This is a genomic window from Halosimplex rubrum (genome assembly GCF_013415885.1).
GTDB lineage: Archaea > Halobacteriota > Halobacteria > Halobacteriales > Haloarculaceae > Halosimplex > Halosimplex rubrum.
The window spans coordinates 2108436-2123182 of record NZ_CP058910.1 but is presented as its reverse complement, the minus strand read 5'-3'; the positions used below and the strand labels follow the sequence as shown (position 1 = coordinate 2123182).

At 67.8% G+C, this 14747-nt stretch carries 14 protein-coding genes; 4 read left to right on the top strand and 10 right to left on the bottom strand.

The annotated features are described in order from the left end of the window. Positions 1–51: 51 nt before the first annotated feature. Both HZS55_RS10550 and HZS55_RS10545 read right to left on the bottom strand, forming a co-directional pair. A complete protein-coding gene (locus HZS55_RS10550) occupies positions 52–750 on the bottom strand; it encodes an NADH-quinone oxidoreductase subunit B (protein WP_179911635.1) in 699 nt (232 codons plus the stop codon). A 2-nt stretch (positions 751–752) separates the two neighbouring features. Continuing rightward, entirely contained in the window at positions 753–1160 is a 408-nt protein-coding gene (locus HZS55_RS10545; RefSeq protein ID WP_179911634.1) for an NADH-quinone oxidoreductase subunit A, read from the bottom strand. 299 nt (positions 1161–1459) lie between these two features. Between HZS55_RS10545 and HZS55_RS10540 the strand changes: the two genes are divergently transcribed. Further along, positions 1460–2257, top strand: a complete 798-nt coding sequence (locus HZS55_RS10540; protein ID WP_179911633.1) for a class I SAM-dependent methyltransferase — start codon at positions 1460–1462, stop codon at positions 2255–2257. A 15-nt stretch (positions 2258–2272) separates the two neighbouring features. Here HZS55_RS10540 and purE read toward each other — a convergent pair whose 3' ends face one another. Both purE and HZS55_RS10530 read right to left on the bottom strand, forming a co-directional pair. Continuing rightward, positions 2273–2926, bottom strand: coding sequence for a 5-(carboxyamino)imidazole ribonucleotide mutase (gene purE, locus HZS55_RS10535; RefSeq protein ID WP_179911632.1), 654 nt, complete (start codon positions 2924–2926; stop codon positions 2273–2275). A gap of 63 nt (positions 2927–2989) precedes the next feature. Further along, on the bottom strand, positions 2990–4207 hold the full coding sequence (locus HZS55_RS10530) for a 5-(carboxyamino)imidazole ribonucleotide synthase (RefSeq protein ID WP_179911631.1): 1218 nt from the start codon (positions 4205–4207) through the stop codon (positions 2990–2992). 121 nt (positions 4208–4328) lie between these two features. On the opposite strand from HZS55_RS10530, the gene ribH reads away from it, so the two are divergent. Further along, positions 4329–4739 (top strand): 6,7-dimethyl-8-ribityllumazine synthase, encoded by a 411-nt coding sequence (gene ribH, locus HZS55_RS10525; RefSeq protein WP_179911630.1) that lies wholly within the window; start codon positions 4329–4331, stop codon positions 4737–4739. A gap of 41 nt (positions 4740–4780) precedes the next feature. Continuing rightward, entirely contained in the window at positions 4781–5968 is a 1188-nt protein-coding gene (locus HZS55_RS10520; RefSeq protein ID WP_179911629.1) for a pyridoxal phosphate-dependent aminotransferase, read from the top strand. A gap of 51 nt (positions 5969–6019) precedes the next feature. On the opposite strand, the gene HZS55_RS10515 is transcribed toward HZS55_RS10520, so the two are convergent. The 4 genes from HZS55_RS10515 to HZS55_RS10500 all read right to left on the bottom strand — a co-directional run bounded on the left by HZS55_RS10515 (position 6020) and on the right by HZS55_RS10500 (position 9335). Beyond that, entirely contained in the window at positions 6020–6742 is a 723-nt protein-coding gene (locus tag HZS55_RS10515) for a hypothetical protein (RefSeq protein ID WP_179911628.1), read from the bottom strand. 96 nt (positions 6743–6838) lie between these two features. Beyond that, entirely contained in the window at positions 6839–7300 is a 462-nt protein-coding gene (locus HZS55_RS10510; protein ID WP_179911627.1) for an adenylyltransferase/cytidyltransferase family protein, read from the bottom strand. After that, complete coding sequence (locus HZS55_RS10505) at positions 7297–7842, bottom strand: Mov34/MPN/PAD-1 family protein (RefSeq protein WP_179911626.1); 546 nt, start codon at positions 7840–7842, stop codon at positions 7297–7299. Before HZS55_RS10505 ends, HZS55_RS10510 begins: the two co-directional genes overlap by 4 nt. Before the next feature lie 317 nt (positions 7843–8159). Further along, complete coding sequence (locus tag HZS55_RS10500) at positions 8160–9335, bottom strand: Fic family protein (protein WP_179911625.1); 1176 nt, start codon at positions 9333–9335, stop codon at positions 8160–8162. A gap of 422 nt (positions 9336–9757) precedes the next feature. Between HZS55_RS10500 and HZS55_RS10495 the strand changes: the two genes are divergently transcribed. Next, the gene (locus HZS55_RS10495; RefSeq protein WP_179911624.1) at positions 9758–11668 is read left to right on the top strand and encodes a DHH family phosphoesterase; all 1911 of its coding nucleotides are present in this window, start codon (positions 9758–9760) and stop codon (positions 11666–11668) included. 57 nt (positions 11669–11725) lie between these two features. Here HZS55_RS10495 and HZS55_RS10490 read toward each other — a convergent pair whose 3' ends face one another. Beyond that, entirely contained in the window at positions 11726–13390 is a 1665-nt protein-coding gene (locus HZS55_RS10490; RefSeq protein ID WP_179911623.1) for a phospholipase D-like domain-containing protein, read from the bottom strand. A 69-nt stretch (positions 13391–13459) separates the two neighbouring features. Further along, positions 13460–14743, bottom strand: a complete 1284-nt coding sequence (locus HZS55_RS10485) for a HEAT repeat domain-containing protein (protein WP_179911622.1) — start codon at positions 14741–14743, stop codon at positions 13460–13462. Between the last annotated feature and the right edge of the window lie 4 nt (positions 14744–14747).

Below are 14747 nucleotides of genomic sequence, written 5' to 3'. Positions count from 1 at the left end.
GTCGATAGTCGCAGCTCGCGCAGCGAAGCGACCGAGACCGTCTATCGGAAATCATGGCGAGTCACTCCAGTTGTAGCGCATGACCAGGTCCTCCTCGTCGATGTCGTCGGCGAGCTTGTCGACGAGCTCGTCCTGTTCGAGGTCGCCGAACTGCTCCAGCTCGTAGGGCTTGACCGTCACCGGGGCGGACTCGCCGTTGGCGATGCGCTCCTGGAGCTTGGCGACGCCGTAGACGAGCGCCTCGGGACGCGGGGGACAGCCCGGGACGTGGATGTCGACCGGGATGACCTCCTCGGCGCCCTTGATGACGTTGTAGCCCTCCTGGAACGGGCCGCCGGAGATGGTACACGACCCCATCGACACGACGAACTTCGGCTCGGGCATCTGGTCGTAGACGCGCTTCATCCGCGGGGCGAACTTCGAGACGATGGTCCCCGGGACGATGATCACGTCGGCCTGCCGCGGCGAGGCGCGCGGGACGCCGGCGCCGAAGCGGTCGAGGTCGTGTTTGACCGCGTAGGTGTGCATCATCTCGATGCTGCAGCAGGCGATCCCGAACTGCAGCATGAACATCGACGAGCCCCGCACCCAGTTCATGAACTTGTCGAACTTCGTGAGGATGAACGGGGTCGAGCCGAACGCCTCCCGCAACGTCGAGTTGAACCGGTCGTCCGCTCCCTCACCCAGCCGCGCCTCCTGGGTCGATTGCGTCTCTGTGCCGTCGGCCGTTGGTGTGTGGTCGCTGCTCATGGTTACTGTTCGACCCGCTGTGCTTGCGCGCGCGGGCTGCGGATCCACTTGACGGCGCCGTTACGCCACGCCCAGCCGAGGCCGATGACGAGGATACCGATGAAGACGAGCATCGGGACCAGCGCCTCGGCGAGTCCGACGTTGGCGACCGCGTCGCGGTAGATGACCGTCCACGGGAAGATGAGGACGGTCTCGATGTCGAAGACGACGAACAACAGCGCGACCATGTAGTACTGAATGTTGAACTTGATGCGCGTGTCGCCCGTCGGGATCTCGCCGCTCTCGTAGACGGCGCGTTTCCCCTGTTCCGGCACGCTCGGCCGAAGCAGCGACGACACCACCATCATGCTGATGGGGATGGCGAGCGCGACGACGGCGAGCGCCCCGATGGCTATCCATGGGTTACTCATGACTCTCTATCGTTCGACGGTTTGGTGTGGGGCCATATAAGGGTTGATTGTTGTCGTCGGCGCCTGAGCCGGCCAGGTCTCCCGTTCGCGTCCCGTAGCGTCCCCGAGGCCGGTGCCTTCGATCCCCCCACCAGACCGTCCCGGAGCGCCCGTCTCCGTGCCGTCTAGAGGGGTCAAATCCGGGTACGGCGACTGGACCCGACCGAACGACGGGCGCCCGAGGGCTCCGGCTGTTGGTCGCGTCCATCGACACGTTGAACCGTCCGACCGTCCACCTCCGACACCCGAGCGATCTCCCCATGTCCGAAGACGGCCCCGGAGACCCCTTCGAGAGCGCCGAATCGTACTACGCAGACCACCGCCCCGGGTACGGGGAAGCGCCCTTCGAGTCCCTGACCGAGCGGTTCGCCCTCGACGTCGAGACCTCGCGCGCGCTCGACCTCGGCTGCGGCGCGGGCCAGATCACCCTCCCCCTGGCCGCGCGCGTCGGCACCGCCGTCGGGATGGACCCCAACAAGGCGATGCTCGAACAGGCCCGGCGTCGCGCGCGCGACCGGAGGATCGAGAACGTCGAGTGGGTCGTCGGTTCCGACGCGGACCTCGGTGGCGACCTCGGGCCGGTCGACGTGACGACGATGGGGCGAGCGTTCCACTGGATGGACCGCGGCCCGACGCTCGACCGCATCTTCGAGCTGACCGCTCCGGGCGGCGGCGTCGCCATCTTCGGCGACACGGAGTGGCTGACGAGCGGCGAGCGCGCGTGGCAGGACGAGGTGTACGCGGCCGCGGCGTCGTATCTCGACGACCTTCCCGAACGCACTGGCCCGCGCACCGAACCCTACGAGAACCCCTACGACGAACTGCTCGCAGACCACGGATTTGCCGACGTGGAGACGGCGACCTTCGAGCGAACCCGCGAGTGGTCCGTCGACGGGATCGTCGGCTACGTCTTCTCGCTCTCCTTTTGCTCGCCGGCGACGTTCGGCGACGAGAAAGCGGCCTTCGAGGCGGAGTTGCGCGAGCGACTCGCCGAGCTGGGTGGTCCCTTCGAACAGGGCGACGAAGTGCGGGTAATATCGGGGCGGAAGCCGGCGTAGGGCCGGCGATTCGAGCTACTCCGCGTCCCAGTACTCGTCTTTGAACCCCGGCGTCCCCATCTCGTGGAGGTCGCGGGACACCTCGCCCACGTCCTCCTGCAGTCCCTGATGATACTCCACGAGGCGCTCGCGGATCTCGGGGTGCTGCCGGGAGAGGATCTGGGCCGCCGTGAGCGCGGCGTTGAACGACTTGCCGGCGTCGACGGCGGTGATGGGCGCGCCCTGGGGCATCCCGATGACGGAGTCGACGGACTTCTCCTGGACGGGGACGCCGATCACGGGGAGTGGATAGGCGATGGAGGCGGTCATGTTCGGCAGGTCTGCGGACTTCCCGCCCGCGCCGGCGATGATCACATCGAGCCCGCGGGGCTCGGCGGTCTCCGCATAGGCGTACATCAGGTCGGGCGTCCGGTGGGCTGAGACGACGAACGTCTCGAAGGTGAACCGGCTCTCCGGGGCGTCCTCGTAGTCGGTCTGTTCGGCGAAGCCGAGTTCGTCGGCGAGCGCGGCGTAGGCGCCCGGGCGCTTGCCCTGCCCGCCGGCCATCGTCGGCAGGTCCGAGTCCGACCCCATGACGATGCCCACGTCGGGCGTCTCTTCGTTCGGCAGGTCCATCTCGGCCTGGTCGTGTAGCTGGTCGATTATCGACTGGACGGAGTCGGCGGTCATGGGCGAGTCTGCGCGGGCGGGGGCCGTAATCTGTGCGGTTCGGACCGGCGCGGCCCTCGGAAGCTACTGCTCGAACGTCAGTCCGTCGCGAACTTCACGGACATCCGCGAGGAGGTCGTCGACGGCTGCATCCGTGCGGCCGACCAGCGCAATGTGCCCCATCTTCCGCAGCGGGTACACCTCCTCTTTCCCGTACCAGTGGAGGTGGGCGCGCGGCGCCTCGAAAATCGCGTCCTCGCCCGAGAGCGTCGCGCCCTGTCGATCGTCGACATCGCCCAGAATGTTGGTCGAGACCGTCGGCGCGCGTCGGCCCGTGTCGCCGAGCGGCCGCCCCGTCACGGCGCGGACGTGCTGTTCGAACTGCGAGGTGTGACACCCCTCGATGGTCCAGTGGCCGGAGTTGTGCGGCCGGGGCGCGATCTCGTTGAGCAGGATCTCCCCGTCGCTCGTCTGAAACAGTTCGATGCCGTAGACGCCGCGTCCCTCCATCACGTCGAGGACGTCGAGCGCGACTTCGCGGGCGCGCTCGCGAACGTCCTCGTCGGCCTCGGGCGGCGAGCGGGTCTCGCGCAGGATCTCCTCGCGGTGGATCGTCTCGGTGACCGGGAACGTGTCGCGCTCGGGCTCGCCGCCGTCACCCCACCGTTCGCTCCCGAGACACCCCATCACCGCCAGTTCGCGCTTGAAGTCGACCATCTCCTCGACCATCGCGACGCCGCTGGGGTCCTCGGGGCTGCCGCCCTGGGCGGCGTCGACGATCTCGGCGAACGCCTCGTCCACGTCGTCGGGCGACTCGACGGGGACGTTCCCGCGGCCGTCGTAGCCGCCCTTCCGCGCTTTGAGCATCGCCGGGTAGCCCAGGTCGTCGAGCGCCTCCCGGAGTTCGTCGGCGGAGTCCACCTCGCAAAAGTCGGGGACCGGGACGCCCGCGTCGGCGAGGCGGCGCTTCTGGACGAGCTTGTCCTCGATGATCCGCAGCGTCTCGGGGTCGGGGTGGACGGGCGTGTCGGTCTCCGCGGCGACTTCTTCGAGGAGGTCCGGGTCGGCGAGTTCGATCTCGAAGGTGAGATAGTCCGCGCGTTCGGCGAGCTCGCGGACCGTCTCGGCGTCGTCGAAGTCGCCGACGACCTGGTCGCGAGCGACGAGCGCGGCCGGCGCGTCCGGGGTGGGGTCGCTGACGACGACCTCAACGCCGAGCGGCGCGGCCGCCTCGGCGAGCATCCGGCCGAGCTGGCCGCCGCCGACGACGCCGAGCGTGGGTCCGGGCGAGGTGAGTGTCATTGCCGCCAGGTTGCCTACCTGACGGAATAAGCGTGTCTCTCTGGGGTCGGCAGCGGGGACCGGACGGCCGCGTCGGGTCCGGTTCGGTAGTTCTTTTATGCGCGCTCGCTTCGCCCCGGATATGGTACAGCTCGGTCTGGTGGTCGCCCAGTTCGACAAGGAGGGGTCGGTCATCGACGGGATGGAGGCCGCGGCGCGGGAGGCGGCGGCCGAGCGCGACGCCGATATCGTCGCGACCGTCGAGGTGCCCGGCTCCTACGACACGCCGCTGGCCGCCGACCGACTGGCCCGTCGAGACGATATCGACGCCGTCGCCGTCCTCGGCGCTATCGTCGAGGGCGACACCGACCACGACGACGTCATCGCCGACGCCGCCGCCCAGGGACTCACCGACGTGAGCCTCGACCGTGACACCCCGGTCGCGTTCGGAGTCATCGGTCCCGGCATGAGCGCGGCCGAGGCGAAGGCGCGCACCGACTACGGCACGACCGTCGTCGACAGCGCCGTCGACCTCGTCGAAGACCTTCCCTGAGCGCACCGATACCGACCGACACCGAACACACACCACAAACTATGGACCCGGACTTCGCAGCACGCGTCGACAGGATCGAACCGAGCGCGACCGTCGCGATCAGCAACAAGGCCTCCGAGCTGGAGGGCGAGGGCGTCGACGTCGTCGACCTCTCGGTCGGCGACATCGTCGACTTCGACACCCCCGAGAACGTCAAGCAGGCCGCCAAGGACGCGATGGACGCCGGCCACACCGGCTACACCCCCTCCAACGGCATCCCCGAACTCAAAGACGCCATCGTCGACAAACTGCACGGCGACGGCCTCTCCCAGTACGGCACCGAGAACGTCGTCGTCACCCCCGGCGGCAAGCAGGGCCTGTTCGAGGTGTTCCAGACCCTGATCGACGACGGCGACGAGGTCGCACTCGTCGACCCGGCGTGGGTCTCCTACGAGGCGATGGTCAAGCTCTCGGACGGCTCGCTCACCCGCGTCGACACCGCACAGTACGACTTCCAGCTCGAACCCGCGCTCGACGACCTGGCCGACGCGGTCTCCGACGACACGGAGATCCTCGTCGTCAACTCCCCGGGCAACCCCCACGGCGCCGTCTACTCCGACGAGGCCCTCGAAGGGGTTCGCGACATCGCCGTCGAGCACGACGTGACCGTCATCTCCGACGAGATCTACAAGGAGATCACCTACGACGGCGCCGAAGCCACCAGCATCGGCACGCTGGAGGGCATGGAAGACCGGACGATCACGCTCAACGGCTTCTCGAAGGCCTACGCGATGACGGGCTGGCGGCTGGGCTACTACGCCGCGCCCGAGTCGGTCGTCGACCAGGCCGGCAAGATCCACGGCCACTCCGTGACCTGCGCCGTCAACTTCGTTCAGCACGCCGGCGTCGAGGCCCTGGCGAACACCGACGAGGCCGTCGAGGAGATGCGCGCCGCCTTCGAAGAGCGCCGGGACATGCTCGTCGACCTGTTCGCCGAGCACGGCAAGGACGTTCCGACGCCCGAGGGCGCGTTCTACATCATGCTCCCTGTCGCCGACACCCGCGTCGACGGCGACGGCGACCAGGCACAGGACGTGGCCTGGGCCGAGGAAGCCATCGAGACAGCCCACGTCGCGACCGTCCCGGGCAGCGCGTTCGGCACCCCCGGCTGGGTCCGGCTGGCCTACGCCAACGACGAGGAGCGGCTCCGCGAGGGCGTCGAGCGTCTCGCCGAGCACGACCTGCTGTAGACACGGTTCCGTTTCGCCCACCGGGCCGTCCAGACCCGGTTTCGCGAGCGTTCAGAGCAACCCGAGATGCGCGTGTCGCTTGTACACGTAGTAGCCGAAGTAGAAGACGGCGGGGAACGCGAAGAGCCCGGTGAAGAAGGCGGCGAGGAAGTGATTCACGGGGTTGGGACGCCAGTCGCTGTTGAGGCGGGCGTACGTGGCGTCCTTGTAGACCCCGATCGCGAACAGGGGGAGCCCCACGAACCCGAGGAACAGGAGTCCCGGTCCGATCGCGCTCCCGACGGCGGCGAGGGCGCCGATGGCGACGCCGATGAGCGCGAGGTACCACCACGCCTGAGAGCCGACCCAGTCGACGACGTGCTGGTGGCGTCTGTAGAGGTAGTGCCAGACGACGAGGCCGCTGAGGAAGAAGCCACCGACGGCGTACAGCCCCCGGTTCGGTTCCCAGTCGAGGTTCTGCGAGGCGATCTTCCCGGCGTCGAAGTAGAGGAACAGCGGGATCGCGACCGCCGACGCGAGCCCCAGCAGCAGGCCGAGTAGCCACACCGCGGCGATCCCACCGATCAGGGCGGCGACCTCACCTCCGGGAGTACCGACGCCCGTCGCTCCCGCACCGCCGGCCGCCCCCGCCGTCGACCCACCTCCGAACCCGAAGACGAACGCCAGCGCCGTCCCCAACCCCAGCAGCGCGGCGATCATCGCCGGGATATACAGGAACGCCTCCAGCCCCCGATACGACCACGACGGCACGTCCTCCACCGTAACCCGTTTCATACCCGCTCGGGGCGCACCGCTGTGAATTAAACTTTGGGAAGATGATACGAGCCGTCGACATCGGGAGCGGACCGTCCGCCAGCGTGACTACGGCGGTTACCCGCGTTCGTCGAGGACCCGGTCGATGATCTGCCCGGACGAGAGCAGTCCCTCGTAGTCGGGTTCGTGGGCGGTGGCCCGGCGGACCGCACAGTCGATGCCGCGGTCGGCCAGCGCCGCGCGAATGGCCTCGGCGTCGTGGTGCTGGTCGTAGCCCAGCGCGATGACCGCGGGGTCGAGTTCCTCGATGGGCGCGAAGATGTCCTCGGGGTGGCCCAGACGGGCCTCGTCGACCGGGTCGAGTCCGGCGACCATCTCCCGGCGCTGGGGGCCGGGGACGACGGGCGAGGCCTTGTGGGTCACGTTCGTCGAGCGGGCGACGATGACGACCAGCCGGTCGCCCATCGCTTTCGCGTCCCGGAGGTAGTGGAGGTGGCCGGGGTGGAGGATGTCGAAGGTGCCCTGTGCGACGACGACGGCTTCCGAACCGGGGGCCGCACCCGACCGGTCGCCGGTCATCGCTCGCCCCGCTCGTCGGGTTCCGAGCGGAAGTCCGTGCCGTCGGCGCCGTAGTCGGACTCCTCCATGAGCTCGGCGTCGATGTCCTCCTGGGAGAAGTCGAAGAACTCGTCTTCCGGCATCTCGACGTCCAGTACCGGCAGATCCACCGGGTTGCCCTCCCGGTCGAACGCCTGCCAGTCCGACTTCCGGTAGGGCGCGCCGACGATGACGTGGACCTTCCCCTTGCCGAACGTCTGGAGGTCGGCGTCGCTCGGCCGGAGCACGCCGTTGGGGTGGGAGTGGATCGACCCGGCGGCCCTGGAGCTGTTGGGGATCATGTTCGAGTCGACGGTCGCGCTGACCGGGTTCGACTCCGTCCCCGGGATGACGAGGATGTCGGTCAGGACGGTGCCCTCGTAGTCCAGGTCGAACTTCCGGGCGTCCTCGCCGCGCAGAAACCCCATGTACTCGTCGGGGTGGGCGTCCTCCGAGGCCTCCAGCGCGAACTCCAGAGCGGCCTCGGCGATACCGACCACCTCGCCCGAGCGGAAGATTCCCATGTCCATCCGTCGGGTAGCCCGCGTAACAAGCCTTCCGAACCGCCGTTTTCCGTCAGGGATTTCCTCGGCGCGCGAACGCTCGGTACAGGGGCTCCACAGATCACCGGCATCCGCGCGAGCGGAGCAGGCGCAGTTCACCAACGGTCAAGCCGTCGTCCCGTTGGCTCCAACCTTTTGCCAAGAACGAGTCCCGCAGCGATCGAGGGGAGCGAGGAAACGACGCAGAGAAGGGTTGATACGAGCAGTCACACGGGTAATGTTTCCACGGGGGCGAGTTTGAGCAACACACGAAACTATCCGGCACGTCACCACCGTGGTCAGTAGGTCTGCGGTGGCTGCTCGAGAATCTCGAAGATCTCGCGGGCACGATATTCCTTGTTCCGCCCCTTTCCGGTCACTTCCTCGAGGACCCCTTCGTCGACGAGGTCGTTGATCGCTCGCGACGCCGTCGGTTGCTCGACGTCGAAGAGTCGTTGAACTGTCTTGCTCGTGACGTAGGGCTGTTCGAAGAGTTTCACTGCGAGTCGGTTCTTCGTGTACGACTTTTCCCCGTACTCGGCGTCGTACTGACGCCTGAGATGGGCCAGCGAGAGTGTTCGGTCGACGGACTCGTGGGCCTGTCGAGCGATGCCCTCGACGAAGAACGAGAGCCACGCTTCCCAATCGCCATCGTATCGAACGGCCTCCAACCGGTCGACGTACGTCGGCTTGTTTCGATTGAAGTATTCGCTGAGGTAGAGATTCGGATGTTCGAGATAGCCCGCGTCGTACAGCTGGAGTATGATGAGGAGCCGGCCGAGACGACCGTTCCCGTCGCCATACGGGTGGATGGTCTCGAACTGGTAGTGGAAGAGCGCGACGTCTACGAGCGGGTGGTAGCTCCCGCCAGTTCTGTAGTAGGTGAACAGCGCATCCATCAGGCCGTCGACCTGGTCTGGAACGGGTGGGAGAAAGTCACCGATATGGTTCGGTTTCGTCTTGTACGCGCCGAGAGTATCGGTGTCGACGCGGTCGTCTGGAACGCCCGTGAGAAGCGTCTCGTGGAATTCGTGCAGTCGTTCGACGGTCAGGTCTTCGCCTCGGTCGAGCGCCTCGATACCGTCCTCGATAGCGTCTTCGTAGTTGAGGACCTCCTGCATGTCCTTCGTCTGGCCCGTCGCGGATTCGACGCTGACCTCGTCTTCGCCGGCGTCGAACGAGCGTGTTTCGAGGCTGTAGAGAGCGTCGTAGTCGATGTCAGCGCCTTCGATTTCAGCGGATTCCATGGCCTCCTTACGGAGGAGAGAAGTGTAGAGGACCGGCGGGAAATCGAGTTCGAGACTCACTCCACCGAGTTTCCCGAGCCAGAACGTCGCGTCTGAGAGCGTCTCGTAGAAATCGTTCCCGAGAGCGAGGTCCCGGGACGGTGGCAGCGGATCAGGCTTATAGTACGACCTCCGGCCGTACGAGATGAGTTCGCCAGGGGCGTTAGAATCGAGTTCTGACCGTTGCATACATACTCGACCAGTATACCCTCCGACGAATTAATCTGTCGGAAGCAAATGAATAGTTAGAGGGAGAATATTGACTATAGATACATACACTACCGTATATGAATTTTAAGGAGTCGTATGGTGTTGGTAGATACAACTCTCAGGGATAGCCGAATAATCGGTCACGCTGAACGCCCCATTTCAGAAACAGACTGACTCGAACTCACGGAGTTCCGTTGATAGCGAGTTGAGGAGAGAACCAATGCTCGGAGACCCGGTTAGCTTCAGCGACCTGGTTGTGGTCGACAACCACTTGCAACGTTATCCCTCGGAGACGCCCGTCTCCACGGAGGGCAGGCGCGATTTGCTCACTCCGCCGCGAAAAGATGGCCGTCGAAGCGTTTCCGAAGGTTAAACTGCCGGCGGAGCGGTATCGAGTACAAATGGCTCCTGTATCTGACGCCGGGGATTCCGGCGTCGCCGTCCCCGACGGTGGGACGACCGTCTACGACCTCGATTCGAACTGCGACTTCGAGTACGTCTCCGAGGGCGACCTGTACCTCGCGGAAGTCAACGGCGTCGTCGAGTACGGCGTCTTCGTCGACCTCTCCGACGACGTGTCCGGCCTCGTTCACGCCTCGAATCTCATCGGCACCTACGAGGTCGGCGACGAACTCGTCGTCGAACTCGAAGAAGTGCGGGAAAACGGCGACATCGCGTTCAACGAGGTCGACCTGCCCGACTACGACATCGAAGAGATCGCCCGAGACAGCCACGCCGTCGCCGATCTGGGCGACGTCGTCGGCGAGTCGGTCACGCTGGAGGGCGTCGTCGTCCAGATCAAACAGACCGGCGGCCCGACCGTCTTCCAGGTCCGCGACGCGACCGGTATCGCGCCCTGTACGGCCTTCGAGGAGGCCGGCGTCCGCGCCTACGAGGACGTCGAACTCGACGACGTGGTCCGCGTCGACGGCTACGTCGAGACCCGCGAGGGCGCCGTCCAGGTCGAGATCGACGACCTCCGAGTTCTCGAGGGTGAGGACGCAGAGACCGTCCGCACCGAACAGGCCGACGACCTCGACGAGCTGGCCGAACCGCACGACCCCGACCCGCTCGTCGAGTGGGAGGCCTTCGAGAAGCTGCGCGACGACCTGCGCGCCGTCGCAGCGCGGCTCCGCCGGGAGATCCTCGAAGGCAGGCCCATCCGGATGCGTCACCACGCCGACGGGGACGGCATCTGCGCCAGCGTCCCGCTGCAGGTCGCCCTCGAACGGTTCATCGAGGACACGTACGAGGACCCCGACGCCGCTCAACACCTCCTCAAGCGCCTGCCGAGCAAGGCGCCCTACTACGAGATGGAGGACGTGACCCGCGACCTGAACTTCGCGCTCGAAGACCGCAAGCGCCACGGGCAGCGCCTCCCGCTCCTCCTGATGCTCGACAACGGGTCGACCGAGGAGGACACCCCCGCCTACCGCAACCTCGCCCACTACGACGTGCCCATCGTCGTCGTCGACCACCACCATCCCGACCCCGACGCGGTCGAGGACCTGCTCGACGAGCACGTCAACCCCTACCTCCACGACGAGGACTACCGCATCACGACGGGCATGATGTGCGTCGAACTCGCGCGGATGATCGACCCCGGCATCACCGAGGAGCTCCGGCACGTCCCCGCCGTCGCCGGTCTCTCGGACCGGTCCGAGGCCGACGCGATGGACGACTACCTCGCGCTCGCCCGCGAGGAGGGCTACGACGAGGCCGAGCTCCGCGACGTGGGCGAGGCGCTCGACTACGCCACCTTCTGGCTGAAGTACGACGACGGCGGCCAGCTCGTCACCGACGCGCTCAACGTCGACTGCGACGACGAGGAACGCCACCGCGAGCTCGTCTCGTTCCTCGCGACCCGGGCCGAGCGCGACGTGGAGCGCCAGCTCGACGCCGCGATGCCCCACGTCGACCACGAGCGCCTCGACAACGACGCCCACCTCTACCGCCTCGACGTGGAGAACCACGCCCACCGGTTCACCTACCCCGCCCCCGGGAAGACCACGGGCAAGGTCCACGACTCCAAGGTCGCCGAGACCGGCGACCCCGTCATCACCATCGGCTACGGCCCCGACTTCGCCGTCCTCCGCTCGGACGGCGTTCGCCTCGACATCCCGAACATGGTCGAGGAGCTCAAAGAGGAGGTCGCCGGCGGCGGCGTCAGCGGCGGCGGCCACCTCGTCGTCGGCTCGATCAAGTTCGTCCGCGGCATGCGCGAGACGGTCATCGACGCGCTCGTCGAGAAGATGGCCGACGCCGAGATCGACGAGGAACTCGGTAGCTCCGCCGCGTTCGCCGAGGACTGACCGGTCCCGCCGGGCGCCACTCGTCGCCGCGATTCGCCGCTCGTCACGACCCGCCGCTCACCCACGGACTCCGACGTTCTCTCCGAAGTCGATCCGCCGAGCGACGAGTGTCGCGAGCACCAGACAGCCGGCGACCCCGGCGACGATTCCGACCGGGAGCGACCGGTCGCCGCTCGCGCCGCCCCAGTCGGCCTCGAACGCACCCCGATAGTACTCGCCGACGGCTTCCCCCTCCAGCGAGAGGACGACTTCGCGATTCTGCCGGATGGACTCGCCGTTCCAGTTGAGACTGCCCACGAGCACCCGGTCGCCGTCGATCACGACGCCCTTGGCGTGTATCTTCTCGAAGTCGTCCCCGGGTTCGGCGAGTTTCGCGGCGAGGGACAGGTCCTCCCGTTCGGCCACTTCGCGGAGGTGTTCGACCAGCCGCCGGTTCTCCTCTTCGACGTACCACGCGCCGCTCAGCAGGACGCGCACGTCCACGCCGCGGCGAGCGGCCCGGACGGTGGCGCGGAGAAAGCGCTGGTCCGGCCCGTCGATGCTCATCTGGAGCACGCCGATCGACTCGTCGGCCCCGTCGAGCGCGGCGGTGACCGCTTCGCCGGCGTTGTCCGGCGCGACGAGCAGCCGGGTGCGGTTCACGGGGACCGTCTCGGGCGGCCGGTGGCTCGGATAGGAGCCGTTCGCGACGCCCGCCCGCTCGAACGAGCGCCCGCGTCGGACCTCGGTCCAGGGTCGGGCGCCGCGCCACCCGGCGTCGGCGCGGAAGGTCTCGGCGAGCCCGCCGACGATCCGTGGCTGTGAGACGACCGCGCCCCAGCCGCGACTACCGTGGCCGCCGGTCCCCGCCGGTTTCCAGTTCTCGGTCAGCACGACCGCGCGTCCGTCCGCGACGGCGTATTTGGGGTGGTGGAACGCGTATCGTCCGTGGGGGCCGCCGAGGAGTTTCACGGTGACGCCGGCGTCGACGAGCGAATCGAGCAGTCGCGCCTGTCGCCGAGTGATCCCGTCGACGGGCTCGCCCTCGAGGAGAACGCGAACGTCGACGCCGCGGCGCTCCGCGCGTTCGAGCGCCCGCGCGACGCGCTCGGAGGTGAACGTGTAGCCCGCGAGCAAGATTCGGCGGTCGGAGCCGCGGATCGCCTCGAGCGGGACGCCCGGTGCGTCCGGGAGCGTGAACGCCCGCACTTGGCCGCCGGTCGCCGCGGCGACCGAGCGGTTCGTCCGACCGAGCGGCCGCCACGTGACCGCGCCGCGGTCGTCGAAGCGACCGATCTTCCCCTCCGGTGCCTCGCGGTATCGGGCCCGTGCGACGGTCGCGTTGCCGCGCCGGAGCCGGAGGCGCTCCCCGCCGTTGGCGAGCGCGACGCTCCCGTTCGCCGCGAGGACCGGGCGGCGCGTGAGGTTTCGGACCGCAACGGGTGCCGCCGTGACGGCGACGCGGCCCCCGAGCGTTCGATCCGGCAGGGCGAGTTCTCCGTCACCGTCCGAGAGCCGGTAGTCGCCGAGGTCGGTCCGGTTCGGCACGTCGAGGACCACGAACTCGCCGCGGTCGCCGTCGGCGACGGGGTTCGGGTAGACCGCCGCGATCCGCGGTTGGGACGGCTGGCTCGCGTCCCCGGCGTCCGACGGAGCCGCGCCGTGGGTGACCGCTCCGACCGCCGGACCGACGGCTCCCGCCACCAGCAGACAGGCCACCGCGATTCGGGCCACTTCGGACACGCGAGTGGCTGGTCGCGCTCTCGGATATAAAGGTGCGGACGCGACAGCGAGAATCCGTGTTCGGCTCTTCTAGACCGCCTTCTCGGCTTCGGACTGGACGAGGTAGGCGCGGTCGTCGGCGTACTCGGCGACCACGTCGAGCGCGCGCTGGGTGCCGATCTGGTTGAGCGCCCAGGCGGCGCTGGCGCGGACTTCGTTGGCCTCGTCGTCTTCGAGCACGTCGGCGAGCGGCTCGATGGCGCGGGTGTCGCCGAGCAGGCCGAGCGAGCGGGCCGCGGCCGAGCGGATCTCGTAGTTGTCGGCGTCGAGCCGTTGAGCGACCGGCTGAACCGACTCCTCGCTGCCGATCTCGCCGAGCGCGCGCAGCGTGACCTTCTGGAGGGCGGCGTCGCCGTCGCCGTCGATGAAGTCGTGGAGCGTCTCGGTGGCGTCGGCGTTACCGATCTTCCCGAGGATCTGGACGGGTCGCACGTTGCGCTTCTGGGCGCGCTGTTCGACGGCGTCGTAGGCCTCCTCGGGACCCATCCGCCAGAGCGTGTCGAGGACGTTCTCCTCCATGAAGTCCGAATCGAACGTCTCCAGCGCCTTGACGATGGGTTCGACCTCGCCGAGCTCCTCGTAGACCTTCACCGCGTTCCACTCGGCGGGGAAGTCCTTGCGGTTCTCCGATTCGAGCACGTCGTAAAAGCCCTCGGCGTCGAGCTGCTGGCGAACGGTGAGGTCGTCCCACTCCTCGGCGGCCTCCAGGTCGTCCTGCAGGGTCTCGGCGGCCTCCAGCAGCGCCGCGATGGTCTCCTCGTCCTCGTCGGGGTCGAGGGCGCTGCCCTCGATCACCTGCGCGACCTGGTCGACGGCGTCGGCCAGGTCCTCGCTGTCCCCGCTCTCGGCCGAGATGGCGGTGTCGATCTCCGACTCGACGGTCTTCAGGTACGAGTCGACGGCCGCGACCACGTCGGGGCGGCCGTCCTCGGTCCAGCGTGTGTCGGTGATCGTCGACTGGGCCGCTTCGAGGGTGGTGACCACGTCCTCGGCGTAGGGACCGCGCTGGTCCTCCAGCTGGTCGCGCAGGTCGGTGATGCGGTCCTCGAGTTCCGCCGCCGGGTCCTCCGCGTCCTCGTCGTCCTCGTCGGGCTCGGGCAGGTCCGCGGCGTCGAGGTCGGCCTCGATCTCGTTGAGGTCCTCCTCGACCTCGTCGAGGTCGGCCTCGGTCTCCGCGCCGTCGAGGGCCTCCTCGGCGTCGTCGAGGCGCTGGTCGAGCGTGTCGGCCGACAGCGCCGTCTCTTCGGCCTCGCCCGCGTCGGCTTCCTCGTTCGCGGCCTCCTCGTCGGCCGCTTCGTCGTCCCCGTTGCTCATACCC

What these genes read in the sequence shown, in the direction of transcription:
- HZS55_RS10550 (WP_179911635.1), bottom strand. Translation starts at nt 750, where the DNA reads ATGAGCAGCGACCACACACCAACGGCCGACGGCACAGAGACGCAATCG.
- HZS55_RS10545 (WP_179911634.1), bottom strand. Translation starts at nt 1,160, where the DNA reads ATGAGTAACCCATGGATAGCCATCGGGGCGCTCGCCGTCGTCGCGCTC.
- HZS55_RS10540 (WP_179911633.1), top strand. Translation starts at nt 1,460, where the DNA reads ATGTCCGAAGACGGCCCCGGAGACCCCTTCGAGAGCGCCGAATCGTAC.
- purE (WP_179911632.1), bottom strand. Translation starts at nt 2,926, where the DNA reads ATGACCGCCGACTCCGTCCAGTCGATAATCGACCAGCTACACGACCAG.
- HZS55_RS10530 (WP_179911631.1), bottom strand. Translation starts at nt 4,207, where the DNA reads ATGACACTCACCTCGCCCGGACCCACGCTCGGCGTCGTCGGCGGCGGC.
- ribH (WP_179911630.1), top strand. Translation starts at nt 4,329, where the DNA reads ATGGTACAGCTCGGTCTGGTGGTCGCCCAGTTCGACAAGGAGGGGTCG.
- HZS55_RS10520 (WP_179911629.1), top strand. Translation starts at nt 4,781, where the DNA reads ATGGACCCGGACTTCGCAGCACGCGTCGACAGGATCGAACCGAGCGCG.
- HZS55_RS10515 (WP_179911628.1), bottom strand. Translation starts at nt 6,742, where the DNA reads ATGAAACGGGTTACGGTGGAGGACGTGCCGTCGTGGTCGTATCGGGGG.
- HZS55_RS10510 (WP_179911627.1), bottom strand. Translation starts at nt 7,300, where the DNA reads ATGACCGGCGACCGGTCGGGTGCGGCCCCCGGTTCGGAAGCCGTCGTC.
- HZS55_RS10505 (WP_179911626.1), bottom strand. Translation starts at nt 7,842, where the DNA reads ATGGGAATCTTCCGCTCGGGCGAGGTGGTCGGTATCGCCGAGGCCGCT.
- HZS55_RS10500 (WP_179911625.1), bottom strand. Translation starts at nt 9,335, where the DNA reads ATGCAACGGTCAGAACTCGATTCTAACGCCCCTGGCGAACTCATCTCG.
- HZS55_RS10495 (WP_179911624.1), top strand. Translation starts at nt 9,758, where the DNA reads ATGGCTCCTGTATCTGACGCCGGGGATTCCGGCGTCGCCGTCCCCGAC.
- HZS55_RS10485 (WP_179911622.1), bottom strand. Translation starts at nt 14,743, where the DNA reads ATGAGCAACGGGGACGACGAAGCGGCCGACGAGGAGGCCGCGAACGAG.